Annotated in this window: 30 protein-coding genes; all 30 read right to left on the reverse strand. The window is 65.9% G+C overall.

What is annotated here, in order from left to right:
• Positions 1–946: P-type conjugative transfer protein TrbL (gene trbL, locus GNP00_RS14435; protein WP_166016120.1), on the reverse strand; the 946-nt coding region annotated here is incomplete at its 3' end.
• A 2-nt stretch (positions 947–948) separates the two neighbouring features.
• Positions 949–1,218 (reverse strand): putative entry exclusion protein TrbK-alt, encoded by a 270-nt coding sequence (trbK-alt, locus tag GNP00_RS14440; protein ID WP_011583164.1) that lies wholly within the window; start codon positions 1,216–1,218, stop codon positions 949–951.
• Positions 1,219–1,240: 22 nt separating this feature from the next.
• Positions 1,241–2,002, reverse strand: coding sequence for a P-type conjugative transfer protein TrbJ (gene trbJ / locus GNP00_RS14445; RefSeq protein WP_011583163.1), 762 nt, complete (start codon positions 2,000–2,002; stop codon positions 1,241–1,243).
• A complete protein-coding gene (gene trbE / locus GNP00_RS14450; protein ID WP_011583162.1) occupies positions 1,999–4,491 on the reverse strand; it encodes a conjugal transfer protein TrbE in 2,493 nt (830 codons plus the stop codon). Before trbE ends, trbJ begins: the two co-directional genes overlap by 4 nt.
• Positions 4,492–4,501: 10 nt before the next feature.
• On the reverse strand, positions 4,502–4,783 hold the full coding sequence (locus GNP00_RS14455; RefSeq protein WP_011583161.1) for a VirB3 family type IV secretion system protein: 282 nt from the start codon (positions 4,781–4,783) through the stop codon (positions 4,502–4,504).
• Positions 4,780–5,136, reverse strand: a complete 357-nt coding sequence (locus tag GNP00_RS14460) for a TrbC/VirB2 family type IV secretion system protein (RefSeq protein WP_049764964.1) — start codon at positions 5,134–5,136, stop codon at positions 4,780–4,782. Before GNP00_RS14460 ends, GNP00_RS14455 begins: the two co-directional genes overlap by 4 nt.
• A 17-nt stretch (positions 5,137–5,153) precedes the next feature.
• Entirely contained in the window at positions 5,154–6,137 is a 984-nt protein-coding gene (gene trbB / locus GNP00_RS14465; RefSeq protein ID WP_011583159.1) for a P-type conjugative transfer ATPase TrbB, read from the reverse strand.
• A 180-nt stretch (positions 6,138–6,317) separates the two neighbouring features.
• Positions 6,318–6,443, reverse strand: a complete 126-nt coding sequence (locus GNP00_RS23605; RefSeq protein ID WP_281352084.1) for a hypothetical protein — start codon at positions 6,441–6,443, stop codon at positions 6,318–6,320.
• Positions 6,444–6,451: 8 nt separating this feature from the next.
• Complete coding sequence (locus tag GNP00_RS14470; protein ID WP_011583158.1) at positions 6,452–6,880, reverse strand: hypothetical protein; 429 nt, start codon at positions 6,878–6,880, stop codon at positions 6,452–6,454.
• Positions 6,881–6,890: 10 nt separating this feature from the next.
• Positions 6,891–8,885: a conjugal transfer protein TraG gene (locus GNP00_RS14475; RefSeq protein WP_011583157.1), complete on the reverse strand. Its 1,995-nt coding sequence runs from the start codon at positions 8,883–8,885 to the stop codon at positions 6,891–6,893.
• Positions 8,886–8,901: 16 nt separating this feature from the next.
• Positions 8,902–10,665, reverse strand: a complete 1,764-nt coding sequence (locus tag GNP00_RS14480; RefSeq protein WP_011583156.1) for a relaxase/mobilization nuclease domain-containing protein — start codon at positions 10,663–10,665, stop codon at positions 8,902–8,904.
• Positions 10,666–10,915: 250 nt separating this feature from the next.
• The gene (locus GNP00_RS14485) at positions 10,916–11,638 is read right to left on the reverse strand and encodes a lytic transglycosylase domain-containing protein (RefSeq protein WP_166016122.1); all 723 of its coding nucleotides are present in this window, start codon (positions 11,636–11,638) and stop codon (positions 10,916–10,918) included.
• A 3-nt stretch (positions 11,639–11,641) separates the two neighbouring features.
• Positions 11,642–11,983 carry a DUF736 domain-containing protein gene (locus tag GNP00_RS14490; protein ID WP_011583154.1) on the reverse strand — a complete coding sequence of 114 codons (342 nt, stop codon included), beginning with the start codon at positions 11,981–11,983 and terminating at the stop codon, positions 11,642–11,644.
• Between the two features lie 36 nt (positions 11,984–12,019).
• On the reverse strand, positions 12,020–12,580 hold the full coding sequence (locus tag GNP00_RS14495) for a S26 family signal peptidase (RefSeq protein ID WP_011583153.1): 561 nt from the start codon (positions 12,578–12,580) through the stop codon (positions 12,020–12,022).
• Complete coding sequence (locus GNP00_RS14500; RefSeq protein ID WP_041545748.1) at positions 12,577–13,314, reverse strand: DNA-methyltransferase; 738 nt, start codon at positions 13,312–13,314, stop codon at positions 12,577–12,579. The genes GNP00_RS14495 and GNP00_RS14500 overlap by 4 nt, the downstream gene beginning before the upstream one ends.
• An 89-nt stretch (positions 13,315–13,403) precedes the next feature.
• The gene (locus GNP00_RS14505; RefSeq protein WP_011583151.1) at positions 13,404–13,907 is read right to left on the reverse strand and encodes a DUF2840 domain-containing protein; all 504 of its coding nucleotides are present in this window, start codon (positions 13,905–13,907) and stop codon (positions 13,404–13,406) included.
• Positions 13,904–15,034, reverse strand: coding sequence for a replication initiator protein A (locus GNP00_RS14510; protein ID WP_083764551.1), 1,131 nt, complete (start codon positions 15,032–15,034; stop codon positions 13,904–13,906). The genes GNP00_RS14505 and GNP00_RS14510 overlap by 4 nt, the downstream gene beginning before the upstream one ends.
• Positions 15,024–15,305 (reverse strand): helix-turn-helix transcriptional regulator, encoded by a 282-nt coding sequence (locus GNP00_RS14515; protein WP_011583149.1) that lies wholly within the window; start codon positions 15,303–15,305, stop codon positions 15,024–15,026. Before GNP00_RS14515 ends, GNP00_RS14510 begins: the two co-directional genes overlap by 11 nt.
• A 259-nt stretch (positions 15,306–15,564) precedes the next feature.
• Positions 15,565–15,846, reverse strand: coding sequence for a helix-turn-helix domain-containing protein (locus GNP00_RS14520; RefSeq protein ID WP_011583148.1), 282 nt, complete (start codon positions 15,844–15,846; stop codon positions 15,565–15,567).
• Complete coding sequence (locus tag GNP00_RS14525; protein WP_041544921.1) at positions 15,846–16,181, reverse strand: type II toxin-antitoxin system RelE/ParE family toxin; 336 nt, start codon at positions 16,179–16,181, stop codon at positions 15,846–15,848. The genes GNP00_RS14520 and GNP00_RS14525 overlap by 1 nt, the downstream gene beginning before the upstream one ends.
• Positions 16,182–16,232: 51 nt before the next feature.
• On the reverse strand, positions 16,233–16,784 hold the full coding sequence (locus GNP00_RS14530; protein ID WP_157038139.1) for a DNA -binding domain-containing protein: 552 nt from the start codon (positions 16,782–16,784) through the stop codon (positions 16,233–16,235).
• A complete protein-coding gene (locus tag GNP00_RS14535; protein WP_011583145.1) occupies positions 16,714–17,004 on the reverse strand; it encodes a transcriptional regulator domain-containing protein in 291 nt (96 codons plus the stop codon). Before GNP00_RS14535 ends, GNP00_RS14530 begins: the two co-directional genes overlap by 71 nt.
• A 110-nt stretch (positions 17,005–17,114) precedes the next feature.
• Positions 17,115–17,387: a hypothetical protein gene (locus GNP00_RS14540; RefSeq protein ID WP_011583144.1), complete on the reverse strand. Its 273-nt coding sequence runs from the start codon at positions 17,385–17,387 to the stop codon at positions 17,115–17,117.
• Between the two features lie 111 nt (positions 17,388–17,498).
• Positions 17,499–17,750, reverse strand: a complete 252-nt coding sequence (locus GNP00_RS14545) for a helix-turn-helix domain-containing protein (RefSeq protein WP_041544920.1) — start codon at positions 17,748–17,750, stop codon at positions 17,499–17,501.
• Between the two features lie 166 nt (positions 17,751–17,916).
• The gene (locus GNP00_RS14550) at positions 17,917–18,090 is read right to left on the reverse strand and encodes a hypothetical protein (RefSeq protein WP_011583142.1); all 174 of its coding nucleotides are present in this window, start codon (positions 18,088–18,090) and stop codon (positions 17,917–17,919) included.
• Between the two features lie 457 nt (positions 18,091–18,547).
• Positions 18,548–18,946, reverse strand: a complete 399-nt coding sequence (locus GNP00_RS14555) for a single-stranded DNA-binding protein (RefSeq protein WP_011583140.1) — start codon at positions 18,944–18,946, stop codon at positions 18,548–18,550.
• Positions 18,947–19,617: 671 nt separating this feature from the next.
• On the reverse strand, positions 19,618–20,034 hold the full coding sequence (locus tag GNP00_RS14560) for a hypothetical protein (RefSeq protein ID WP_011583139.1): 417 nt from the start codon (positions 20,032–20,034) through the stop codon (positions 19,618–19,620).
• A 269-nt stretch (positions 20,035–20,303) separates the two neighbouring features.
• A complete protein-coding gene (locus GNP00_RS14565) occupies positions 20,304–21,236 on the reverse strand; it encodes a DUF2493 domain-containing protein (protein WP_011583138.1) in 933 nt (310 codons plus the stop codon).
• Between the two features lie 322 nt (positions 21,237–21,558).
• Positions 21,559–22,599: a DUF7146 domain-containing protein gene (locus GNP00_RS14570; protein ID WP_011583137.1), complete on the reverse strand. Its 1,041-nt coding sequence runs from the start codon at positions 22,597–22,599 to the stop codon at positions 21,559–21,561.
• Positions 22,599–26,948: a strawberry notch family protein gene (locus GNP00_RS14575; RefSeq protein ID WP_166016124.1), complete on the reverse strand. Its 4,350-nt coding sequence runs from the start codon at positions 26,946–26,948 to the stop codon at positions 22,599–22,601. Before GNP00_RS14575 ends, GNP00_RS14570 begins: the two co-directional genes overlap by 1 nt.
• Positions 26,949–26,991 lie beyond the last annotated feature (43 nt).

Below are 26,991 nucleotides of genomic sequence, written 5' to 3' on the forward strand. Positions count from 1 at the left end.
CGGCGGCTCCTCCACGTGCGACGGCCGCGCCACCAGAGAGGGCGGCTGCCCCGCCGCGCGCGGCGAGCATCGCCCCGCCACCTGCCGCGACCCCTGCGCCGGCGACGGCAAGGCCGGTCCCTACGGCCGCGCCCGCACCGAGCTGCGGTCCGCCGCTGACGATGCCGTTCGCGATTCCTGGCCCGAAAATGCCGAGGCCGAGAAGGGAGAGCGCCGCCAGCACGATTGCCATCGCGTCGTCGACGGTCGGCTGCTCGCCGCCGAAGCCGGCCGTGAACTCACCGAAGAGTGTCGAGCCGATGCCAATGATGACGGCGAGGACCAACACTTTGATGCCGGAGCTGACGACGTTGCCCAGAACGCGTTCGGCCATGAATGCACTCTGCCCAAATAGCCCGAACGGGATGAGGACGAAGCCGGCGAGCGTCGTCAGCTTGAACTCGATCAGCGTGACGAAGAGCTGGATCGACAGGATGAAGAAAGCGAGCAGCACGAGTGCCCATGCGAAGAGCAGGCAGATGATTTGCAGGAAGTTCTCGAAGAACGACCAATAGCCCATGAGATCAGAGATGGATTCGAGCAGCGGACGGCCGGCGTCGAGTCCGGTCTGCGCGACACGACCTGGCCGCATGAGGTCCGCGGTCGAAAACCCCGTGCCGGAGGCTTGCAGCCCGAGGCCGGCGAAGCTGTCGAACACGATCTGAGCGAGGGTCTGCCAGTTGCTGATCAGGTAGGCGAACACGCCGACGAAAATGACCTTTTTGATGAACTTCGCGAGAACGTCGTCATCAGCTCCCCATGCCCAGAACAGGGCGGCCAGCGTCACGTCGATCACGATGAGCGTGGTCGCAATGAACGCCACCTCACCGCCGAGCAGACCGAAGCCGGAATCGATGTAGGTCGTGAAGACCTGCAAGAAGCGGTCGATGACGCCAGCGCCCTCCATGCTCAGCGTCCTTCTGTCTGGCCGAGGAAACGGCGTCGGTTTTCGGCCCAGGCAGCGAGGCAGTCGGGATCGCGGGTTGCGGCCTCGCCGATGCCCTGGCATCTGATGAGGCTCTCACGCAGCGGATCGGTGCGGGGCGTTTCCACACCGATCGCAGGCGCAGGACGGTTTGGCGCTGGCGCGTCCCGGCGCGCCATGTCGATAACCGCCGCCGTCATGGCGACCGAGACGAAAACTATCGCACCGATACGGGTCAGCACTTTGCCGTCCATGGTGTCCCCCTTTCCGACCGGCCTAGTTGCCCGGCTGGTAGCCGGGGCCGGGGGTGAGGAACCGCTGCCGCTGGACGCGCCCCTGCTCGGCGGCAGCCGCGCGTTCGGCATCGACGAGAGCGGTGGCACGGCCGTTGGCTGCGAGCATGGCGGTGAGGTCGGCGAGCTGTTGCGCCTGAAGCGCGAGAAGCTGGTTGCCGGCCTGGGTCGCCTGAAGCGCGCCGACCGCGTTCTGGCTCTGCCCGACGAGGGCGGACATCTCGGTCCGCTGGGCGTCGATATTGCCAACGACGCCCGCCTGCACCCTCATGGCGTCCTGAAGCGCGCCGACCGTGTTCCCCCAGCGATCTCGCGCCTGATCGACGAGCTGCCGGTCCGTCATCGAGAGATCGACATTGGCGTATTGATTGTCGAAGATCTGGTCGATCTCGCGGACGTCGAAAGCGATACGCTGCGCCTCGCCGAGAAGCTGCTGGGTGCGCGAGACAGCCTGCTGGAGCTGCTGGAGCGAGGAGTGCGGCAGGCTGGCAAGATTACGGGCCTGGTTGATGAGCATCTGCGCTTCGTTCTGAAGCGACTGGATCTGGTTGTTGATCTGCTCAAGAGAGCGCGCCGCCGTGAGAAGGTTTTCGGCGTAGTTGGTCGGATCGAAGACGATCCGGCCGAAGCCGAAGAGCTGCGCGTGAGCCGGCGTCGAAACGACCGGCGCAAGTGCAAGCGGGGCTGCAAGTGTGATGGCGATGGCGCTCACGCCGACGATCCGGCAGGCGGAATTTCGGGTCATTGGTCGATCTCCTCTGGACGCTGGTTGGGGGGCGGCACATCGGCCGGCGCCATCTCGCTGCCGGCAATGTTGGGAAGGTCGGGAATGAGGTCGGCCGCCCAGCCAAGGTCGCAGTCACCGAGCCACGCTTCGAGAAAGCGGTCACGGCCGGCGGTGGCCAGCACACGGTCGACACGGGCGTGATGCTGCTTGGAGGATGCGGCGCAGAGCGCGAGCGCAACGTCGCCCAGGCCAAGCTCGAAAAGGCGATTGCCGCGGCGGCTCTGGCAGTAGTAGTCGCGTTTGGGCGTCGCCCGCGCGAGGATTTCGATCTGGCGGTCGTTGAGCCCGAACTTGCGGTAGATCGCGAGGATTTGCGGCTCGATTGCACGTTCGTTGGGAAGGAACAATCGCGTCGGGCAGCTCTCGACGATCGCGGCGGCAATCGCCGAGTCGCCAATGTCGGAAAGCGACTGCGTGGCGAATATCACGGCAGCGTTCTTTTTTCTGAGCGTCTTCAGCCACTCGCGGAGCTGGTCGGCGAAGTTCTCATCGTCGAGCGCCAGCCAACCCTCGTCGATAATGAGGAGCGTGGGCCGGCCGTCCAGGCGACCCTCGATGCGATGGAAGAGGTAGGTCAGCACGGCAGATGCAGCGCCGGTGCCGACCAGACCCTCGGTCTCGAAAGCCTGCACCGAGCCCTCGCCGAGATGCTCGCGCTCGGCGTCGAGCAACCGACCCCAGGGACCGCCGACACAGTAGGGTCGCAGCGCACGCTTCAATTCGTTCGATTGCAGCAGCACCGAAAGTCCGGTGATCGTGCGCTCGTCGACCGGCGCGGAGGCCAGCGAGGTCAGCGCCGACCATAGATGCTCCTTGACCTCCGGGGTGATCTGAACGCCCTCGCGGCCGAGGATCGACACGATCCAGTCCGCTGCCCAAGCACGTTCGGGAACATCATGGATGCGCGCGAGGGGCTGTAGCGAGACGGTCGCGTCTGCGCCGTCGCTGAGCCCGCCGCCCAGGTCGTGCCAATCGCCGCCCATCGCGAGCGCTGCGATGCGGATGGAGCCGCCGAAATCGAAGGCGAAGATCTGGTTGTTCGTGTAGCGGCGGAACTGGAGCGCCATCAGCGCCAGCAGCACGGACTTGCCGGCGCCGGTCGGGCCGACGACGAGTGTGTGGCCTACGTCGCCGACGTGAAGGGAGAACCGGAACGGAGTCGATCCCTCGGTCCTGCCGTAAAGCAGCGGGGGCGCGCCGAGGTGATCGTTCCGTTCCGGCCCCGCCCACACGGCCGAGAGTGGCACCATGTGGGCGATGTTGAGCGTCGAGACCGGCGGCTGCCGCACATTGGCGTAAGGCTGCCCAGGCAACGAGCCGAGCCACGCTTCGATCGCGTTGATGGTTTCGGGGATCGACGTGAAATCTCGCGCCTGGATGATCTTCTCGACCAGCCGGAGCTTTTCGACTGCGATTGCGGGATCGCGATCCCAAACCGTAACAGTGGCGGTGACATAGGCTTCGCCCACGTCGTCGCTGCCCAGCTCCTGCAAAGCCATGTCCGCGTCGAACGCTTTGTTGGCCGCGTCGCTGTCGAGCAGCGTCGATGCCTCATTGGTCATGACTTCTTTGACAATGGCCGCGACGGACTTCCGCTTGGCGAACCACTGGCGACGGATGCGCGTCAGGAGCTTGGTCGCGTCCGTCTTGTCCAGCAGGATTGCCCGCGTGGACCAGCGATACTCGAACGCCAGCCGATTCAACTCGTCGAGGATGCCGGGGAAGGTCGCGGTGGGGAATCCGGTGACGGTGAGCGTGCGCAGATGATGTTCGCCCAGACGTGGTTCGAGGCCGCCGGCCAGCGGCTCATCGACCAGAATCGCGTCGAGATACATCGGCGCTTCGGGCACGCGCACCCGCTGACGCCGGGTCGAGACGGTCGAATGCAGATAGGTCAGCGTCTCGCCGTCATCGAGCCAGTCGACCTCCGGCACGAAACCTTCGACAAGCTGGAGGATACGATCGGTCCGATCGACGAAGCCGGCGAGCAATTCCCAGGGATCGACGCCCGTGCGCGCCTTGCCCTCGTAGAGCCAGCTTTCAGCGCGGCTTGCCTCCTCGGCGGGCGGCATCCAAAGAAAGGTCAGGAAGTAGCGGCTTTCGAAATGGACGCCTTCGGCTTCGAACTGCTCGCGCCGCTCGACGTCGATCAGCGCGGAGGCTGCGTCGGGAAACTGGCTGTCGGGATAGTGCGTTGCCTGGACGCGCTGGGCCTCGACGAAGACGGCCCACCCGCTGCCGAGTCGGCGCAGCGCATTGTTGAGCCGGGCCGTCGTGCCGACCAGCTCGGCCGGCGTAGCCGAGTCGAGGTCGGGTCCGCGGAAGCGCGCCGTGCGCTGGAAGCTGCCGTCCTTGTTGAGCACGACGCCCGGCGCTACGAGGGCAGCCCAAGGCAGATAGTCCGCGAGGCGCGTGCTCCGATTGCGGTATTCGGCAAGGTTCAGCATCGCCTTCGCCTCACGCGCGCATGAAGGACGGATAGCGGAGGTGCCGGCGGGTCACGTCCATGAACTGGGCGTCACGCCGCGCCGCCCATACGGCGGCGAAATGCCCGATCGCCCAGATCACCAGACCGGCGAGCCACAGGCGCAGCCCAAGCGCGATCGCTGCGGCGATGGTGCCGTTGGCGATGGCGACGGCGCGCGGCGCGCCGCCCAGCAGAATCGGCTCGGTCAGCGAGCGGTGAACCGGAGCGAAGAAGCCGGCGATCGGCCCGGTATGATCTCCGAGCCCGTTCATCCGACCAGCGCCCCGCCGCCGAACGAGAAGAAGGACAGGAAGAAGCTTGACGCGGCGAAGGCAATCGACAGACCGAATACGATCTGGATCAATCTCCGAAAGCCGCCGCTGGTGTCGCCGAATGCGAGCGTCAGGCCCGTGATGATGATGATGATCACTGCAATGATCTTGGCGACCGGCCCCTCGATGGATTCGAGGATGGATTCCAGAGGCGCTTCCCAAGGCATCGAGGAGCCAGCGGCATAGGCCGGGAGCGCATAGAGCATCGTGACGACAGAGATTCCGGCGCTGCTGAGCCGGCCGAGGATGCATCGACAAAGGGGCTGACTGCGCAGCCGGCGTGCCGACCGCATGGGCTGTCGTTCAGGGATCATATTTCGTCTCCGTCGTGGCTGGGTGTTGCGGGCTTGAGGCGGTAGTCGCCATCCGGGCCAAGGCCCTCGACGGCGGAAAGCTCGGAGAGACGGCGCGCGGCGCCCCTGCCGGAGAGCACGGCGATCAGGTCGACCGTCTCGGCGATCAGAGCGCGGGGGACGGTGACGACGGCTTCCTGGATGAGCTGCTCGAGACGACGCAGCGCACCGATGGCGCTGCCGGCGTGAATAGTGCCGGCCCCGCCGGGATGCCCGGTCCCCCACGCTTTCAGAAGGTCCAGCGCTTCGCTCCCGCGCACTTCCCCGATCGGGATGCGGTCCGGACGAAAGCGGAGCGACGAGCGCACCAGATCCGAGAGTGTCGCCACGCCGTCCTTGGTTCGCATGGCGACGAGGTTGGGAGCGCTGCACTGAAGCTCGCGCGTGTCCTCGATGATGACGACGCGATCCTCGGTCTTGGCCATCTCGGCCAGCAGCGCATTGGTGAGCGTGGTTTTTCCGGTCGAGGTGCCGCCGGCGACGAGGATGTTCTTGCGCGCGGCGACCGCCATGCGCAGCACCTCGGCTTGACCGCTTTCCATGATCCCGGCGGCCACATAGTCGTCGAGCGTGAAGATCGCGACCGCCGGCTTTCTGATGGCGAAAGCCGGCGACGAGACCACGGGAGGCAAAAGGCCCTCGAACCGCTCGCCGGTCTCGGGCAGCTCAGCCGACACGCGCGGCGAGCGCGGATGCACCTCGACACCGACGTGATGCGCGACCAGCCGGATGATGCGCTCGCCGTCAGCGGGCGAGAGCCGTTCTCCGGTATCGGCGAGGCCCTCGGCCAGGCGGTCGACCCACAGGCGTCCGTCCGGATTGAGCATCACTTCGACGACGCGGGTGTCTTCGAGGAAGCCGGCAATAGCCGGACCCATCGCCGTGCGCAGCATCCGCGCCCCGCGTGTCGTCGCTTCCGATTGCCGGCTGAAGTCCGCCATTCCCGTCCCCGTTTTCTCGTGCGCTCGATGGATCGCAGCGCGTCGGGGACGATTAAGAGAACCGGAAAAAGTGCTTAGGCAACAGGGATTTGATCGTAGTAGTGGCCTGGCGTGCAAAGACAGGCGAACGGCGGAATCGAGGGTCCGGATCGATCGGTGAAAACTGGCTGCGAAGCCGAATCAGATGGCGATGCGGTCGGAGGTGACCGGGCGAACTACATGGTGCATTGGATGCAGCGCGCCGGTCGAGGCGCGGGCATCGCCGATGACGGCCCGGTCAGGCTCGGAAGCTGGCTTTGCGGTCATGCATGGCGTTACTCGCCAGTCGCGTCTGGGCTGTGAGCTTCTATGTCGTCGGGAATCTCGTTTAGGAAGCTCTCGCCGGCCTGCACGCGTCGGGCGAGCGTGTCGATGAAGCCCTCGTAGCGCTGGTGCGCCTTTGCCTGCGCGCTGGCGTGCGCATCGGGATCGAGAGGCGGTGTCACCGCAAGCCAGAAACGGACGAACAGAGCAACGGTTTCCACGGTCACGCCGACATTGCGCTCCAGCCGCAGGAGCTGGCGCGACATGCGGTCGAGGCGACGGGTGAAGGCGGCTTCGCGCCGATCGGCGCCATCGGGCGAGAAATAGGACGCGACTGCGGCCTCGACCACGGACGTCTGCGCGATGCGCTGGCGGGCGGCCGCATCAACGATCTGGTTGTGAAGCTCGGCGTCGAAATAGCAGTTCATGCGGCGGCGCATCGGCGTTCCCTCACAAATCCATCCCTTCATCGGGGTTCATCGATACCTGCCGGGCGACGCCACGCATCTGACGGCGCAGCGCCTGGTTCTGCGCCTGCCGTAGTCGGTCCTCGGCATTGTCCTCGACCAGGGCGAACTCACGTTCGGGGGTCGGCTCCGTGGTGTCATGGACGATCTCGACATGCTGCGGCAGCTCAGGCTCCCGACGTAGACCCGCGTTGGCGCGGTCCTGCTCGGCCTTATCAACTTCGGCCAGGAGCACCGCGTCTGGCTTTCGAGGTTCAAGCTCCGACCAGCCATCGGCGAGCGAGACGCGCTGCTCGGTCGTCGGATCGGGGGGTTGCAGAACGCGTTCGGTGAAGCGAACGTCCTCGAAATAGCGTGCCTTCGTTGCCCGGATCGGCGGCGAGCCGGCAATCATCACGATCTCGTCGTCTGGCGGCAACTGCATCACCTCGCCGGGGGTGAGGAGCTGCCGCGCGGTTTCCGAGCGCGACACCATCAAGTGTCCCAACCAGGGTGCGAGGCGGTGGCCGGCATAGTTCTGCATGGCCTTCAGCTCGGTCGCGGTGCCGAGAGCGTCGCTGATACGCTTGGCTGTCCTCTCGTCGTTGGTGGCGAAGCTCACCCGGACATGGCAGTTGTCGAGAATCGAATTGTTCTGCCCATACGCCTTCTCGATCTGGTTGAGGCTCTGAGCGATGAGGAAGCTCTTGATCCCGTAGCCCGCCATAAAGGCCAAAGCGCTCTCGAAAAAGTCCAGGCGGCCCAAAGCCGGAAACTCGTCGAGCATCATCAGCACTCGATGCCGTCGATCCTTGGCGTTCAGATCCTCGGTGAGCCTGCGGCCGATCTGGTTGAGCACCAGCCTGATGAGCGGCTTTGTCCGCGATATGTCGGAGGGCGGCACCACGAGGTAAAGGCTAGCCGGGCGCTCGCCCGAGACGAGGTCGGCGATGCGCCAGTCGCAGCGGCGCGTGACGTGGGCGACGACGGGATCGCGATAGAGGCCGAGGAACGACATGGCGGTGGACAGAACGCCCGAGCGTTCATTGTCTGACTTGTTCAGCAGCTCGCGTGCGGCCGACGCGACGACAGGGTGCGGACCCTTTTCGCCGAGATGCGGCGTGGTCATCATGGCCTTCAAAGTCGTCTCAATCGGCCGGCGCGGATCGGAGAGGAAGCCGGCCACGCCAGCGAGCGTCTTGTCGGCCTCGGCATAGAGGACGTGGAGGATCGCGCCGACGAGCAGCGAGTGGGAGGTCTTTTCCCAGTGATTCCGTTTCTCCAGTGAACCTTCCGGATCGACCAGCACGTCGGCCACGTTCTGAACGTCCCGAACTTCCCACTCCCCCTTCCTGACTTCGAGCAGCGGATTGTAGGCGGCCGAGTTGGCGTTGGTGGGATCGAACAGGAGGGCGCGACCGTGCCGTGCGCGGAAGCCGGCAGTGAGCTGCCAGTTTTCGCCTTTGATGTCATGCACGACGCAACTGCCTGGCCAGGTGAGCAGCGTCGGCACGACCAGGCCAACGCCCTTGCCGCTCCGTGTCGGGGCAAAGCACAACACATGCTCCGGCCCGTCGTGTCTGAGATAGTCCCGTTCGAACTTTCCGAGCACGACACCATCCCGACCGAGCAGGCCCGCCGCCGCGATATCCCTCTTTTCGGCCCACCGCGCCGAGCCGTAGGTGTCGAGTCCGGTCGCCTCACGGGCACGGATCACCGACATGGTGATGGCGACGGCAATCGACAGGATGCCGCCGGAGGCTGCGATGATGCCGCCCTCCCAGAAGATGCGCGGTGCGTAAGCCTCGAACGAAAACCACCACCACATCAGCGACGGCGGCAGATAGACCGGCCACCCGAATAGCTCGAACCAGGGCTGACCGAGCTGAGGCTGGAAGCCGAGACGCCAGGCCACCCATTGCGTGCCGCCCCACACGGAGGTCAGCACGATCAGGGAGACGATGATGATCTGGCCCCAAAGGATTTTGGTCTGCGTCATGGCGATGCTCCTTTCCTCAGATCCCCAGATCGCGTTTGCGGCCGAGGCTCCAGTCGATGCCGCCGCCTGCCTTCGCGACGCCCGAGATATGCTGGCCGAGCTTCTTTTCGATCTCGCGGGACCAGGGCACGAGTTGGAAGCCGAGCCCGTCGTCGATCATCGCGAAGCGGCCGGAGGACAGCGCAAGCTGCCGGCGATAGACGCCCGCGACATGCTCGCCGGCTTGGGCGAACTGATGGGACAGCCCGGTCTCGGCGGTTAGCTGCTCACCCACCGCATCAAGCTCCCGGCGCCGCAGCGTCGCCAAGAGGTTGCGTTGCAGGACGATGCGATGGTTTTCGCGGCGCGCGAGGCCCTCGTCCGCGAGATGCACGGCGCGCGCGTTCATCGCCTCGCGGACCTCGCGGCCGAAGCCGCCCATCGCGAGCGGCATGGTTTCGCGCTCTACGAGCCGGTGATCGAGCCACGTCGCGCCCGGCGCCGTGATCTGCTTTTGAAGGTCGAGGTCGGAGCGGTTGGCGAGCACCAGGGTCGGCCGTTCGTCGTTCGGAGAACCGAAGCGGCGCACCTCGACGACGCCGCCGATCTCGGGCGCGTGCTCGAAGGCTCCAACGCCGCGGAAGCGGACGTGATGGGCGCGACCGTCTGTGCCGTCGATCACGGCATAGGCTTCGCCTGTCAGCTCGTTGTGCAGGCCCTTGTCGACCAAGCGGCCGATGATCGGCGGACCGGCCTTGCCGGCGTCGATTACGAAGTCGGCGACACCGCGCTCGCGACCCTGCTCATAGAACGCGCGGTGCATGGTCTTGATGATGTCACCGCGCATCGACAGGTCGCGCAGGGTGCGTTCGGCCTCGAGCCCGACAACCCACTCGCCGGGGCCGGCCCGCGTGGCGAGGTCCATCGTTTCGAGATGCTGGAGCCGGCCGACCATCAGACGGCGGATGTCCGGATCGGTGGGTCGTGGAGTATCCGGCCGCACGTCGATATAGCCTACGTCATCGGCGGCGATGCGGATCTCGACATCGATCCGCGTCCAGCGCTCTGCCGTCACCTCCCTTTCGAGTGCTGAGCGGATTTCGTGCTCGGGTTTCGGCCCCAGCTCGATCCCGGCCAACTCCTCGGCGCGTGATCGCAGGCCGTGGCTGATGTAGTCGCGAGAGATGACGAGGTCGGCGCCCGTCTGGTCGACGCCGCGCACGAGCAGATGAACGTGCGGGTTGTCGGTGTTCCAGTGATCGACGGCAACCCAGTCGAGGTCGGTTCCGAGGTCGGATTCCATCTGCTTGGCCAGATCGCGCGTGTAAGCCTTGAGGTCGGTCAGTTCGGCCGCGTCTTCGGGCGAGATGATGAAGCGAAAGTGGTGCCGGTCATCCTTGCAGCGCTCGGCAAAGCCGCGATCATCAGCCACGTCGGACTGGGCGTCGAACATGATGCCGTTCTCGCCGTCACGGCTCACGCCGTCGCGCTTGAGATAGTTAAGGTGCGCGGAGAGCGGCGCCGCACGGTAGGCACGGCCGCTATGGCGGGCGATGCGGGCCTTGACCACGACGCGGCGATGGGAGCCGAACAAGCGCGTGCGGCTGAAGCTGTTCCTGCCGCGCCCGAAGGTCGAGCGGCCGCGATTGGACGCTCCTTTGCCGGACGCCTTGTAGCTCGATGTGTGGCCGACCTTCTGGGCAGCGCGCAGCACCTGGTTGAGGAAGCTCTTCTGACGCGGCGCGCGGGTCGAGCGGATGCGCCCTGGACGGACGTTGAAATTGCGCTCGCCGTCACTCATGCCGGCCTCCCTCGGAGCGCTGGAAACGGGCTTGGGGTCGCGCAAGTCCCTGAAATTGCGATGAAATCGCATGGCCGTGGCACGCGGCCCGACCGACCGGCACGCCAAAAGCCATGCGATAGCAATGGCTTACAGCAAAATGGCGTGCCGCTTTTATCTCGCCCTCCGACTGTCGTGACCCCGAGGTCACCCGTCCCTTCCGTCCTTCCTTCCCAGCCATGCGCCGGCGCGCGCGAAGGTGCGAAGCGGGTCATGGCTGGACTCCGTCGCCTGCACGGGGGACGAAGATGGTCTCGCTCGGCTCCGGATCGGCCGATTCCGCAGGCGAGTGAGGCGCTGTCGGAACGGCGTCGAAGCCCGTAACGAACAATGGTGCTTCACGCCAATCGGCCGGAACGGGAGGACGCGAAATCACGCCCTCGGGCAGCGGTTCGCGGCCGAGAATAGGGGCGAGCGCGGTGACGTATGCGCGCGTCTCGGCCGGCAGGGGGCGGCCCGTGGAGAGGTATTCGTCGTAGCGGCCGGGCCCGGCATTGTACGCGGCGAGCATCGCACCGACATTGCCGTAAAGGTCCCACATCTCGCGGAGATATGCGGCGCCGGCCATGATGTTGTCGCGCGCCGCGAACGGGTTGTCGCCAAACCGATAGCGCACGCGCAGCTCGGCCCAGGTGTCCGGCATGACCTGCATCAATCCCCGCGCGCCAGCCGAGGAAACGGCGCGCTGATCGCCAGCGCTTTCCGCGTCGAGCACGGCCGCGATCCACAGCGCGGGCATGCCGAAACGCTGTGCGGCCTCGGCGATAAATGCCGCGTAGGGACCGCCGATTTCGGGGCGCTCGACCGGCACGGTCTGCGCCATGGTGACCGGCGGCGGAGCGATGGCGAGCACAAGGCCGGTAAGTAGGAGGGAGGCGATGTGGCGACGACCGCCGCACTGCCTGCCTGCCTGCCCGATGCAGAGAACCGGCATAGCTCAGTCCTGCTTGGGTTGCTTTTTCGGGGGGAACCAGCGGACCGACCAGGTCTGGCCTTGCTCGTCGGTCTGGAACATATGCCCCCGGATAGGCGACCCGAACATCGGGTCTTCGAGCAGAATGTTGTATCCGGTTCCGGCCTGCTCGCCGGTGCGCTTCCATGCTGCGCCGAAGGGGCCGTGCTTATTGGCAAGCCAGATGCGGTACTCCGGGTAGTCTGTGTCGCTGTCCGGGTTCGGGTTCTCGACGGGCAGCATGAGGAGTTCCCGGTCGAGCGTCAGGGTCTTGAGGCTGCCCGAAAAACCCTCCTCGTTGCGGACAAATTTTAGGATGATCGCCATGAGAATGCTCCTTTGCGGTGGCGGTTGCGGAAGGGATCAGGGTTGGAGAGCCGGATCGGCCGCCCGCCATCGGAAGCGGCCGTCGCCGGTCTCGTCGGTCCAGACAGGGATGACGCGGGCGGTGATCGAGCTAGTGGGAAGCGGACCGAAATACCGGCCATCGAAGCTGTCGGAGGCGTCCCAGTTCATCAGGAACACCTCGTTTTCGCCGAGCTGCCGGCAGCCTTGCCAGGACGGCAGAGGGCGGCCCAGCGCATCTTGATTGCGGGCCTCGCCATAGGCGTGGCCATAGGCGATGATCGTCGTTCCATGCCGGCAGACAACGGTGCCCGAGACTGCGAGGACACGTTTGATGAGCGGAACGTTGCGTGCGAGATAGCCGCGCTCCGCGAGGAACTCGGCGAGCGGTTCTGGCGGCGCCACAGCGACGAGATCGGCGACGTCGACCTGACCGACCGGCTCGATGCCGTAGAGCCCGATCGGCACACTCGCCGAGGTGTTCCAGATGAAGCGCGGCCCGTGGCCGGTCCACGTTGGCGCGGCCACCAACGCGGTGCCCGCGAGCATGACGACAAGCGTGAGGCGGCGCGGGCTCATCGCTCGATCTCCCCTCGCAGAGTGGATTTCGGGCCGCCGCCGCAGAGCGGCAGGACTGAGGCGATGCGCGTGCGCGCCCTTTCCGCCATCGCGCCGTCGATCTCGCAGCCGAGATAGTTTCGTCCGGTCAGCCGGCAGGCTTCACCGGCGGAACCCGAACCGGCGAACCAGTCTCCAACCAGGCCGCCCGGCGGGCAGCTCGTGCGGATCAGGATTTCCAGAAGCGCGGAAGGTTTTTCGGTCGGATGAATGGCGCGTCCGTGCGTGTTGCGCACGTAGATGACGGAACGCATGATGCGCGGCCCGCCGTCGTGGCTGACATAGTGGCCGGCGTCGATATGGCCGGTGTGCGGCGGGCGCTGCTTGCGTCGCACGGTGCGCGCCGTTGCATCCGGCGTCGTCTGGACGTCGTTGTAGATGTCGCGCCAAGGCGTCTCTGCCGGGTAGAACTGGACGACGATTTCGTGGACGCGTTTGAAGCGATCTGAGTGGAAGCTGGTGCCGTTCTGCTTCTCCCAGACGATTTCCTGTGCGAGACGGAACCCGGCGTCGGCGAACAGATCGGCGGTCGCCATGAAGGAGCGCAGCGATCCGAACACCCAAAGCGAGCCGCTGTGCCTCAGCGCCGCGCGCGCGAGCGGCAACCAGCCCGAGACACGCCGGTCCCAGCCCAAGGAAGTGTCGCCGTAGGGCGGATCGGCGAGGATCATGTCGAACGGGCCGTGTGCCGGCATAAGGTCGCGACAATCCCCGGTCAGGAGCGACGCAGCATGATCCTGCGGCTGCGTCGACAGGAGATCGGAACGATCCGGGCGGCGCGGGATCATGGCGCGATCGCCCGCCGAAGAAGCCAGAGCTGGTGTCGTTCGAGCGTATAGGCCCGCGGCTCCTGACCGACCATCAGGCGGTTGTGGAGATGCCGCCAGTGGTCGGGTGCGACATCGGCCGGATCGAGACCGAGGGCCTCGACGGCGTCGATGGCGAGCAACACCTTTTCGACCTTGGGCCAGCCCTTGACCGACAGCAGCAGTTCGCCGCCGCGCCGCACGAATGGCAGCGTCTGATAGGCTTCGCCGGGACGCACCGTTCGGGCAATGTCGATGCGCGAGACGACCGTTCCGAACTCGTTTGATGCCCAGCGGACGAATGCGATGACGCTATCCGGCGCGAAGCTGGCGATGCGACGAAAGCGGTCGATGCGCTGCTCGGTGGTCGGATGGCCGAAGCGAAGCCAGTGCTCGACGCGGCCTTCGCGCCACGTCAGCTCCACATGGGTTAGGTGCGGGGCAGCCTTGTAGGCGGCGCGAACATCGGCGGGAGGGATCATCGTTCCCCTCCCGGTGTGGTCCCAAGGGGCGCGTCCGTCTCATCGTGATCGTCGCGGTGGACGCCGAAGGCGCTGCGGATGCAGCCGTCTTCCCCGCTTTTCCGGCCCAGAAGAAAGTTAGAATCTTTGTTAGACTCTTTGTTAAGGGCCGGAATCGCACTTTCGGGCCAGAGACTTAGCTGGGGTTTGTGCGCCTGATCTCCCGATAGGGTTGCGCCTGATCTCCCGATAGTGCGTGCGCCTGATCTCCCGATGGTTTCCACAGCACCGTCCACAGGGCGGCGGCGATCTCCAAAGGGGAGGATGCGCAGCATCTCACGGCGACCGTCGCGTTCGATGCGCAGGCGATATCCCGGCAGCGGCTGACGCGCTGCTATGCGGCGAATGTCGAGGGCAAAATCAGAGACGCGGGCGAGACTGCCGGACTTCTCGTGAAGGTGTGGAAGGTCGAACAGCCAGCCATGCGCCTGATGGCCCGCATGCTTGCGCGCGACGCGGTAAAGCCAGCGTTCAATGCCGCCCCTGAGCCGAAAATAGGCGGGGTCGATCGCCAGCACCAGCGAGCGGTCGACGACGCCGCGATAGAACCAGTCGGGCAGGACGAACTCCATGCCTTCGACGCGGCCCGAATGCGTCGTCAGCTCCTCCCATTCGTTCACCCACGAGAATTGGTGGCGTCGCCAGTGTTCGCCCTGGCGGATGGTCGTGCGCACCGCCGTCGATTGCAGACGGGTCAGCGCCGCCTTCAGCAGGCGATAGTCGCTGGCGCCGGTCTCGCGACCGATTGCGGTGAGCAGGTGATAGGGCGTGAAGCGCAGGAACCGCGATGTCGTAAGGCCGTCGTTTTGCGCCTCGACAATCTGGCTGGCGGCCCAGATGAGCACGTCCGCGTCCCAGATCGTCGCCATGCCGTGTTGCGCCACGGCGTAAACCTCGACACGCACGTCGCCCGCCTCGTAAAGGATCGGGCGCGTGCGCCGCGATTTTGCGAGCGAAAAGAAGGGTCGCTCCATAAGGTCGCGCTGGTCGCGCGGCGCGGCGGCGCCGGACGCGACCACGAATGGGTCGAGCGTGGCGCGCTCGGATGGGTTAAGGCGACGACGCGGCACGGTCGCCTCAGCGCGCATAGCGGCCGGAATGAGCCGGCGGGTGTGGATCGTGGCGCTTGGCCGGCAGCACGGTCCCGCGCGGGTCCGATGTTGAGGTGACAGCGCCGCGATCGGCCCACGCTTCGAGGTCGTCAACGGCGTAGACGACGCGGCCGCCGAGTTTTCGGTAGGCGGGGCCCGTGCCGTAGGTCCGATGTTTTTCGAGGGTGCGGGGCGACAGGCCGAGAAACGCGGCCGCTTCCTTGGTGCGCAGAAAGCGCGGCGGCAATGCCGCTATTTTGGTGGACATGATCGGGCCTCCGTGGGTTCGTCAGGAGCCGCTGCCGACTGGCGGCGGATGGAGGCCACGGTGGCGAAGGAAGGTCGCGAGGGGGGAGGACGCAGTTAGGGGGTGCCTAGTTCGAACACCCATGTCGCCATTGAAGAAACGGTGGGGCGGCCAGAGGCCGTCCGCGTCTATGGCATGACATCACGCGAGCCGCGTGCAGCGACTGCGAGGAAGATGGTGGGGAATATCTGGTAGATCGGATGCGGCGAACGCGGTGGGCTCAGGCGACTTCGCGGATGCGCAGCTCGACATGGAGACCGGCGGAGGCCGCCATGTTGACGAGCGTGTCCAGCGCGAACAGGTCGATCTTGCCCCGCACGAGATCGGACACGCGCGGCTGCGTGACGCCGAATACCTTGGCCGCGTCGGACTGGCTCATGCCGGTGCGGTCGATATGGTCCTTCAGGGCCATCATCAGCGCCGATCGGAGCTTCATATTCTCGGCCGCGGCGGGCGTGTCTTCGATGGCGTCCCACACGCTCTGGAAGCGGTTCTTGCTCATCAGCCCAGCTCCTTCATCAAGTCCCGATACCGGCGCACGGCGAGTTCGAGATCGGTCTTTGCGGTGCGCTGCGTCTTCTTCTGGAAGCAATGCAGCACATAGATCGCATCGGCAAACTTCGCGATGTAGATGACGCGGAACGCGCCAGCCGCATCGCGTATTCTGATCTCCTGAACGCCCTGCCCGATGGGGGGCATCGGCTTCCAGTCGTCGGGCTGGCGACCGTTCTGGACCTGATCCAGTTGGTGACCAGCCTCCCGTCGCGCCGAGGTGGGGAATGCGCGCAGATCGTCGAGGGCGCTGCCCCGGAACTCGACAGGCTTTGGCTCAGGCATCTCGTTCTCTATACAAAATTTTGTATGGATGGGCAAGACACTGCATCACGGTCAGGCGGGACGGCGTCGCTGGCGCAGGAGCCGCCGATAGCCTCCCGAGATCATGGCCCGTCCGTCGCGCACGAGCCGGTTGACGCGGCCCCGCCAGGGCGAGGTTTTCCACGGATGCTCGGCTATGCGGGAGGGACCGAACAGCACCTCGGCGATCTCCCGCAAGCTGGCCTGCTCCGCGCGACCGTCGACCGCCTGAAGCATGAGGCGCAGCTTTCGGCGCTGCTGCACCGTCAGGCGCCGATCAGCCGGAAGGGGCCGACCGATGAGCGCTCGCCAGAACCGCTCGATCTCCGCAAGACGATCGAGCGCGTCGGCGTCAAGCAGCACGAGGGCGGCCAATGGCGCGCCAGGTGACGTCCCACCAAGGACGAGGAGCTGAATGTCAGCTCCGGGCCCACGATAGCGCAGATGCAGCCCATCGGATGCAGCAATCGCGCCGCCGAGATCGAGCGCAGCGGGGGCCCCGCCGACAGGAAATTCAGGAGGCACCGCCACGAGCGGCAGCACGCCGCTGTGGCTCTCGGCCGACCAGAGGACGAGCTGATCCACCCAGGTATGGGACGGCCTCGCCGGGAAATCGCAACCCCCAGCGGCGCTGGATCACCTCCTCAAGATCGTTCATGTCCGGCGCCTCGCGCAGGAGCGTTTCGTAGTCGTGTTGATAGTGTGCGTTGCGACGCAACCATTCCCAAGCGAAACCGGCGGCCGGCACATGGTCGAGGTAATCGTAGGCGGCCTCGTCTCGCCATTGGGATGTATCGGGAACCATCGGTCTCCTCCCCGAAATCTATACATCCGAAGGTTGATTGATTCCGAGGCACCGCGTGTCTGGGAAGCCAACGGCGGCGCAACACGTGTTGAATGCGGAACAACGCCCGTTCAGTGGTGACTTTGCCGAACCATCTCGCGATAGAAGTGTTCGCTCGTCCAGCGGGCGCGAGCGAGGTGTGCGTCGTGGATGCGCAAGGCACGTTCAGGCTCGGCGGAAGGGTCGATTCCGAAGAGAATCGCGACGGCTTCCTCCCAATTCGAGCCATCGGCTTCGGCGTGCAGAAGACGCATGTAGAGCTTGAAATGTGCCCGGTCATAGTCGGTGAGCTTGTCGCTCACGGGCGGTTCGTCGAGGAAGGTGGGGCGGTTCACGGCGAGCATCCGTCTCAACACGATTTCGTCAAGGCCGCCGCGCAGGCAATCATTATTCCAGCTTGCCCGAGATAGGGAGCAAAAATCCTCGATGTCGGTGAACGCCCGTGCGCGGAGCCGTCAGGACAGGACCGTAGCGTTCGGCCGTTGAACCAGCATGACACCGCGTCCGCCTTCGGTCGCGATGAAGACGATCCCGGCCTTTTCGAGCGCGCGCTGGACCTGAACGCGCGTCGACTCGTGAACTTTCAACTCGCGCCGGTCTTCGAGGCGTTTGAGGGCTGTCAGCGATACGAGGGCCTCTTCTGCTAGCGTGTCTTGAGTCCAGTCAAGCAACGCCCGCGCGGCCCGAACCTGTCGGGCAGTGATCATGCCACGGATCACCGCCACAACTCGGGGCGTAGGCGCCAGAAATACGGCTATTATAGCCGTTTTTTGCGGTGGTCATCAACCATTTCCAAGGGTATCACGCGCTAAAAGGTGCGCCGTTGAGTTGCGCGGCCGCCGGTGATTCGAGGACCGGCGGCCGGCTGACGGGTCACACCGCATGCGGGTCGAACGTGTGGATCACTGCGCCGTCGTCGCCGTCGTACTCGGATTCGGGCACGACACCGAAACTGCCATCCCCGGCCTGAAAGACAACAATGCTGGCCATGAGGGTGATTGCGAGGCTCCAGGCGCGTTCGTAGGCGTGTTTGCGGGAGAAAGGCATCGTATCTGCTCCTGTCTTGATGCGGGGAGCGTCCCCGCGACAGGCGCCCGGATTTCCGGGTTGCGGCCGCGTTCACCTCGAAGGGCGAAGCCGCGCGAGGCGGCACGCGAACAGCGTAGCCGACCCTTTACGGGTTGAACGTCAGGACGGTGTTCTGGAAGACGGAAAGCGCAAGAAAGCGGAGGCGATCGTCCGCGATCAGGATGCAAAGGCCGCGATGCCGCAGTCACAGCCGCCCGCCGTGCAGGCTCCGTGTTGGTGGGGAAAGCCGAATGGAGGCAAGGGCCGTGGCGGGAAAGTGGAGGACGAGAAAGGCCGGAGTTCGGGCTGCAATGTCCAAGGAATGCAAGAAGGCACAGTGGGGGCGAAGGGACACCGCCAGGAGCAGCGGCTTGCCGGCCGGTGAACATGACTAAAGCCCCGGCGGCTTGCGCCGCCGGGTGCTTGGTCGCGCTGCTCAGAAAGGGATCTCGTCGTCGGGATCGTTGGCGCCACCGGCGTCGTTCACCCGCTTCGGCCAAGCCTGAAACTCGATCTTCTCGGCGATGACCTCGGTGGTGTAGCGCGTGACGCCTTCCTTATCCGTCCACTTCTGCGTCTTGTTGCGGCCGATCACCAGCACCTTCATGCCCTTCACGCACTTCTCGGCGGACTTGGCCTGGCCGTTGAAGGCGACGACCCGATGCCATTCGGTGTCCTGCTCGGCGCGGCCGTTCTCGTCCCGGACGATGGAGCCGTCTGCGTAGCGCGGGCGGGAAGTGGCGAGAGAGAAGTTGGCGACGCGATTGCCGTTTCCGGTGTTGCGGACTTCGGGGTCGGCACCGAGGTTGCCGTTGAGGATAACGATGTTGGTCATTTGATGTCTCCGTTTGCTCTTGGCGGAGGGACCGTCCCTCCGACGTGAACCCGGCCAAGGCCGGCGGAAGTCGTTTGCAACCGCCGACTCGTCGGCGGCTCGCCCTCACGCCCCGAGTGGTGCGGGCAGGCGCTTTAGCGCCAACACGGTCGGATAGGCGTGAGGGTTGCGGGCGGCGGCCGAACGGACTTAGGGATCATTGAGGAGGAGGGATATGTCCTTCCGCAGAACTCAAACGGGGCGAAGTGCCGAAACATCATCCTCGACGGCAATGAGAAGGTGTCAAAACCGACACCGACCCCGGAACCAGAATCCAAGCAGACTGATAGTTTCACTTGCTTCCTGCTTCGGAGACGGAACCGTCCCGGTTCGTGATGCCACGCAGAGAACACCGTCTTTGGCGCTCGTCGCGGTTCGACGTCGCGCACGACCGACATCGTGCGAAGGGTTTGAAGCTGAATGAAGCGGTGGAACGGACGACGCCGAGATGTGGACGGATTAGGCGTCGAGCTGCAACCCGCCAACGTTCTGCCGATTCCGAGTTGCGGTTGACTGAAGGGGCGAGAGGGAGGGTCTTTCCAAAGACCTGGCGCCGACCCCAACCGGGCCGTCCGACCGATGCGCTCCGAGGTTATCCGTTCTGGGCTTCGGAAAACCGGCCGGCATGGCGCTCAGCGCGACAGAGCGGCCTCACCGAGCGCGTTGAGGTTCACGATCGCCGCAACGCCGACAACGACCCCGGCGGTGATGCCAACCGAGTTTAGCAACATGGCGGAATCGGTGGCGTTCTTTAGGATGCCATAGATCAGCGCGTAGCCGGCGATGAAGGCAGGCGTGGCGAAAACCGCGAGCGCGATAAGCCGCACGGCTGGGTTCTTGGCAATGCCGACGACCGCGATCACAAGGGCGACGGACGCCAGCGCAGCACCGAGCGCCGCGAGTCCCGACATGAGGACGCCCGCCTCCGTGGCATAGACCCACTGGAATGCCGTTAGCCCGACCATGAACGGAAGGGCGTAGATGGCGAAGTAATATGCGATGACGCACACCACGATCGCGGCGGTGATCGCAAGCAGGATGAGTGACATGGCGGCCTCCTTGCTAGACGGTAGAATCGCCCGAAACACTATCGCGGGCAAGGTGTTTATTTGCGGCGCACGGCGATGAGCGGCGAAGCTGCGAGCCTCGTCATCGGCGGCAGCGGGATGCTCTCCGAGAGGATGCGGCGGCTTGCGCCTCGCTGCTTGCGGTCGCTACAGGAGCCGTGACGGTGGGCTTGGGGGCATTGCCGCGCCGACACGTGGACGGTCTCGGATCGTCGGCAAGCCGGTGTCCGTCGACGGGAGGAAGGTGGCGCTCACGCGCCACCTTCATACATCCGGGCCGGAATGCCTAGCTTGCGGGCCTTGTCGTAGATATTGCCCTGAATCCCGCCGGTGCCAAAGACGAGGACGCCGACCGGGAGGATTTCGAGCATCGCGTCGTTGCGCTTGTAAGGCGCTTGCTTCGCCGGATATTTCTTGAAGTCCGGCCTCAGCGGGATCTGCTTGACCTTGCGGTCATCTGCCCAGCGGGCGGCGATCTTCTCGGCGCCGCGATCGGAGCCGCCATGCATCAGCACCATGTCCGGCCGCTTCTCAAGGGCCTGGTCGAGCTTCGCCCAGATGAAGTGGTGGTCGTTGAAGTCGGTGCCGCCCGAGACCGCAACCACCGGACCGGAGGGTAGCATCACCTCGTTCTCGGCGCGGCGCCGGGCAGCCAGGAAGTCGCGGCTGTCGATCACCGCCGCCGTCAGGTTGCGATGGTTGACCAGCGAGCCGGTGCGCGGCCGCCACGGCGTGCCGGTCTGGCGCTCGAAGTGATCACTGGCCTGGTCGCGCATCAGCTCGAAGGCGTTGCGCCGCTCGATCAGGGTCTGGCCCTCTGCCGTCAGGCGCTCCAGCTCGGTGGATTTCACTTCCGAGCCGTCCTGCTCCCGCTGAAGCCGGCGCTGGGCACGTTCGTTGTCGTCAAGCTCGCGTTCGATTCGGCCGGCTGCACGGTGGAACAGATTGACCGTCCCCCAGAGCAACTCGTCGAGGTCGGGTTCGAGGCGGGTGTCGCCGAGCGTGGCGACCAGGGCGTCGAAGATGTCGGCGATGGCGCCCGCGACCGCGTTGCCCTCGGGCAGCGGGCGAGGATCGGGTTCTTCCTCGAAAGGGCGGTAGCCGTAGAGCTGCAATTCGTTGAGAACGTGATCGGTTGGGGACGAGGCGTGGACCGGCTCGAAATCGTCGTCGTGTTGGGTCATCCCGGTGGCTCCTTGTGAGGCTAGCCGCGACCGCCGCGGCCTTCATGGCGACGAAAGCCCACGGGCGGGACGGTCTGGCAGTCCCCGCACTCTCGCGGGGGCCTCGATGGCCGGGTCCGGGTAATTTGTTTCGCGCTGCAAAGGCGGGGCTCGTCCCCGCCGGCGGAAATTAGCCGGACCCGGCCATTGCCTGCCCGGCCCGTTTGTGGGCCGCTCGCCCTCTCAGAAGGCCAAGGTCGCCGGCCTCTCCGGCACACGGACACCCGGCCGCATGACCGGACGACACCGCGCCGGTCGTATCGCCGGCTCCGATCATCACGGCTCAACTGCCGAGGAAGCGGCCTGCATCGTCGGGGTGGATCTGGTCCCTCAGCAACGCCATGAGAGCATCAAGGCCGTCATCGCGAAGATCATTGTTGAAGTCGCCGCCGCGCGGTGCGAGCCCGATGGCCTCGATCCCGGCCGCCGTTGCGGTGGAGATGAGCCTGTCCCGCGCGCGGTTACCAGCCGGATCTCGATCACGGACGACATAGAGCCTACGCAATTCCGCCGGGAACAGGATGGCCGCGAGGTGAGCCGCAGAGAGCGCCGCGATCATCGGCATCCGGGGCAGGCCCGAGCGGACTGATAGCACCGTCTCGATGCCCTCGCCGGCCGCCATCACTGCGCCCGACCGCCCGAACCGGACGCCGTTGCCGAGAAGTTCGCCCATCGCCCGGCGCGGCGTTTCGACAGCCGCCTTTGCGGCGCCGTCCGGGGAGAGCCAAGTGCGATGCGCGCCGGTCATGGCGTCGGCGAGGTCGGTGACGGAGGCGATCATCGCCGGCAGTGCCTGGGTGACGCGCGACCCTCGAGGACGGTAGTAGCAACCGGGATGGAAGTGCAGGCTTCCGAGATCGTGCAATGCCGTGATGCCGCGATTGCGCAGATAGGTTTCCGCAATCGTGCCGCGGATGGGCTGAGAAATGGCAACCAGCCGGCGCGCGGCTTCGCGCGATCGTGGCGGGGCCGGTTTCCAGTCGTGGTCGGTCCGCTCTGGTGGATTGGGGTCAGGCAGCGCTAGAAAGCGGCGGGCCTCAGCCGCGATGGAGCGGAAGTCGGAACGCCCGATCGCCGCCCCGATCACGTCAAGCAGATCGCCATAGGCGTCTGCAAACGCTGCGTCGGTCCAGTTCCCGGCTGCGCCCTTGCCGCTCTCCGGGCCGGTTAGGCGCACGAACATGGAACGGCCGGGCGTGTTGTTGACATCGCCCACCAGCCAGTAGTGGCCTTCGCGTCGACCGTTGGAGAGATAATGGCGGCAGACCGCCTCGGCCCTCCGGCCGAGACGGATTGCCAGCTCCGAGGCGTCGTGCCGGGACATTACGCCGCCTCCCGCTCGCCGATGCGCTCGACCGACCAGCGGTCGAGGATACGGCCGAGCACCGCGACGCCGGACGCATCGGTCGGCACGAACATCCTGAGCTTCCACGAGATGATTTCGTGAAAAAGCCCGTAGGCCGTCAGCCGCTCGCGCATCGTGTCGGTAAAGCCCGACAGCTCGATTCGGTGTGCGCCCATAACGCGGACGCGGCGAAGCTGAAGGCCCTCCGCGAGATCGAGGACCGTGCGACCGTCCATGAGCGCCGTGAAGGCGTCATCGGGCGTGAGCGCCGTCGTCCCGGTCGCGGTGGCCTGCGCGACCCAGGCCGGCGATACGCGGCGGCCGATGACGCGCTCGCCAGTGTCGGTCTGGAGCCGATAGACGCGGGTGGACTCGTTCGGCAGCCGCTTCCAGATCGGCAGCAGTAGGCCCGTCACCATGTGCAGGGTGCCGTCGTAGAACTCCGGCACCTCCGCGACCTCGGCGTTCCAGGTCGAGGCGAAGACGTCGCGCTCGGCTTCGACCCAACGGGTCTCGCCCAGGAGACGGGTGGGAATGTTCTGTTTCTCCATCGGCCGGATCAGCCGGACGCGCCGCTCGATCTCGCCATCGTCGAGCATGACGCTGGTGGTCGGAACCTGCACGGCCGCGCGGCTCGATTGCTCGTTGACGAGGAGCTTCGCGCGCGGGTCGGCCAGCTCGGCCAGGGCGGCCTCGAGCGTCACCGGCCAGTTGCGCCTCCGCTCCGTGATCGTCAGCAGACGGGTTTCGGCGCCAGTCCGGGGATGGGTGTAGATCGTCTGCCGATCGGTGACGACGAAGCTCTCGGCGCGCAGCGTTTCGAGCCCGGCGTCGTAGGTGCCGGAAGCGATGGCGCCCTCGATGCGGGCTGTCAGGAGCTGCTCGAACACCGCAAAGAGGATGCCCTGAAGCTCGATCGTCAGGGCCAGCAGACGGTTGAGAAACGTTGTGATCGGCGGAAGTTCATCCTTGATGCCGTTCTCGTCCATCAGTCTCAGGCCGGTGGCGGCCTCGAAGCGTTCGAGCGAGCAGCCTTCGACCTTGCCGCGCACGAGCAGGAGGTAGAGCTGGCGCAGGGCATCCCGCGCATAGTGCGATTCAAGATTGTCCTCGGGCCGGAACAGCCCTTGGCCGCCGGTCTGGCGCTGGCCGCGCGTGATCGCGCCCAGCGTGTCGAGCCGCCGCGCAATGGTGCTGAGAAAGCGCCTCTCCGCCTTCACATTGGTCGAGATCGGCCGGAACAGCGGCGGTTGCTTCTGGTTGGTGCGATGCGTCCGGCCGAGCCCCTGAATGGCGGTGTCGGCCCGCCAGCCGGCTTCGAGCAGATAGTGGACGCGCAGCCGCGTGTTCTTCGCCGACAGTTCGGCATGGTAGGACCGGCCGGTGCCGCCCGCGTCGCTGAACACCAGCGCGCGTTTGGCGTCGTCCATGAACGCCTGGGTCTCGGCGAGGTTGGCCGAGGCCGCTCGGTTCTCGACCACCAACCGATCGATGGTGACGCCGTGGCCGACCTTGCGGACGATACGCCGGGACCGGCCCGTGACTTCGGCCACGGTGTCGGTGCCGAAATGCTGGACGAGTTGGTCGAGCGCGCCGGGGACTGGCGGCAGGCTGGCGAGCTTGGCGATCAGCCCGTCGCGCCGGGCCACCGCCTGGCGGCACTCGACTGGCTGGCCCGCGCGTGTTACGGGCCGCGACGACAGGTTGCCCTCGGAATCGGTGAACGGCTCGTAGAGCTGCACCGGGAAGGAATGGGCAAGATAGTCGAGCACATATTCCCTTGGGGTAATGTCGACGCGGACGTCGTTCCATTCCTCGGTGGGCAATTCCGCCAGCCGGCGTTCCATCAGTGCCTCGCCGGTGGAAACGATCTGGATGACGGCTGCGTGGCCTTCCTCCAGATCGCGGGCGATCGAGCGGATCAACGTCGGGGTTTTCATCGACGTGAGCAGATGGCCGAAAAACCTCTGCTTGGCGGATTCGAAGGCGCTGCGCGCCGCCGACTTCGCCTGCCGGTTCAGGGTGCCGGACGAGCCGGTGATATTCGACGCCTCCATCGCTGCATCCAGATTGTTATGGATGATGGCGAACGCCCCGGCATAGGCGTCGTAGATGCGGGTCTGCTCGGACGTCAGTTCGTGTTCGACCAGCTCGTATTCGACGCCGGCGAACGAGAGTGAACGGGCGGTGTAGAGGCCGAGCGCGCGTAGGTCTCGCGCGAGAACTTCCATGGCCGCGACGCCACCGCCCTCGATCGCCTCGACAAACTCGGCGCGTGTCCCGAACGGGAAATCCTCGCCGCCCCAGAGGCCAAGACGCTGGGCATAGGCGAGATTATGCACCGTGGTCGCGCCGGTGGCCGACACATAGACGATACGAGCCTGGGGCAGCGCATGTTGCAGACGAAGGCCGGCCCGACCCTGCTGGGACGGGGCGACGTCTCCGCGTTCGCCCTTGCCGCCGGCCGCGTTGGCCATCGCATGCGCCTCGTCGAAAATGATCACTCCGTCAAACTTCGGACCCAACCATTGGACGATCTGCTCGACCCTGGAAACCCTCTCTCCGCGCGCGTCGGAGCGCAGCGTGGCATAGGTCAGAAAAAGGACACCCTCATCGAGCGTGATCGGCTGGCCCTGCGGGAATCGCGATAGCGGAAAGATCAGCAGACGCTCCATTCCGAGCGCCCCCCAATCGCGCTGGGCATCCTCCAGCAGCTTGTCGGACTTCGAGATCCAGACCGCCTTGCGCCGGCCCTGCATCCAGTTGTCGAGGATGATGGCGGCAGATTCCCGGCCCTTGCCGACGCCGGTGCCATCGCCGATCATGAATCCTTGGCGGAACAGGAGGGCGTCCACGGCGTCCTCCGGCGCGGCCGAGACAACGTCGAGCGTGTCGTCCACCGTCCAGGCGCCGGGGATGTGGTCCGAATGGGCCTCGCCCGCATAAATGACGGTCTCAAGCTGCGCGTCCGATAGGAGCATGTGGACGTTCTTTGGCAGATGCGGCCGATAGCTCGGCTTTGGCGGCGCGACGCTCGCCATGGCCGCGGACTGGACGAGCGGGGTCGGATGGGCCTGGGCGCCGGGAATACGGAGGACCTGAAGGCCGTAGTCCTCGTAGATCGCGTCGCCGATGTGGCCGCCCTCGGCGGCCTGCCAATCATGGGTTTCGTAATGGAGGGGTGCCGCCTCCGGCGTGGCGGACGGAACAGGGCGCGCGATCCGCGCGGTCCGGTTGAGATAGCCGCGCACGGTGCGGGGCGCGGACGCGGCCGGCGACGCGGCAGACAGGCAGGGCAATTCGACCGCGAGCCGGGGCGGAACCTGTTCGGCGATCCATCCCATCAGTGTGGCGACGTCTTGCGCCACGCCTGGAACGCCAGGGAAGATCGCCGGATCGTCGGCCGGCAGCCTGTCGATGACCGTGAGCCGTGTGTCGATCGTCGTGCCGTGCTTGGCATAAACGGACCCGTCGATGGCCGATGTGAAGACGACGCGACCGCGTTCCTGCAGACGGGTGAAGGCCGAGGTCCAGGCCGGATTGTCTGGCGCGAAGCTGACGCCGGTGATCGTCACCAGCCGGCCGCCGGGCGCAAGGCGCGCGAGCGCCGAGGCGATATGGCGAAACGTGGCTTCGGCCATGCGGCCTTCGACATTCGCCATCACGGAAAATGGCGGATTCATCAGCACGACGGAGGGAACCATGGCCGGATCGAGATGATCGTCGATCTGGGCCGCGTCGAAGCGGGTGATGGTCAGGGCCGGAAAGAGGGAGGAGAGCAGCCCGGCGCGCATCTCGGCCAGCTCGTTGAGAACGAGCGCGCCACCGGCGATCTCGGCCAGAATGGCGAGGAGGCCGGTCCCCGCTGAGGGTTCGAGCACACGGTCGGTCGGGGTGATGGCGGCGGCGGTCACTGCGGCCAGGCCGAGCGGGATCGGGGTTGAGAACTGCTGGAAGGTCTGCGCTTCCTCGGAGCGGCGGGTATGCGTCGGCAGCAGCCCGGCGATCCTGACCAGCAGCGGCAGGCTGTCGGCCGGGGAGCCGGCTTTACGCAACAGCGCCTTCCCGTATCTCCGGATGAACAGGACGGTCGCCGCCTCGCTCGCCTCGTATGCGGATTTCCAGGTCCATGCGCCGGTCGCGTCGGAGGCGCCGAAGGCGGACTCCATCGCGGCGCGCAACGTGGCGGCATCTACACGTTGGCCGCGTTCGAGATGGGGAAGCAGCAGGCCGGCCGCGTCGAAGACGCAGGCGGCAACATCGGTTTCGGCGGCGAGCGAGAGCGACGCGGTGGCGGATGCCGCCGCGGATGCGGAAGTCATGGTCATGGTGGGAACCTCGGGAGAGCGGAACGGGATAGAACCCGCATGG

This window comes from Chelativorans multitrophicus, assembly GCF_011317445.1.
In the GTDB taxonomy this organism is placed as follows: Bacteria; Pseudomonadota; Alphaproteobacteria; order Rhizobiales; family Rhizobiaceae; genus Chelativorans; species Chelativorans multitrophicus.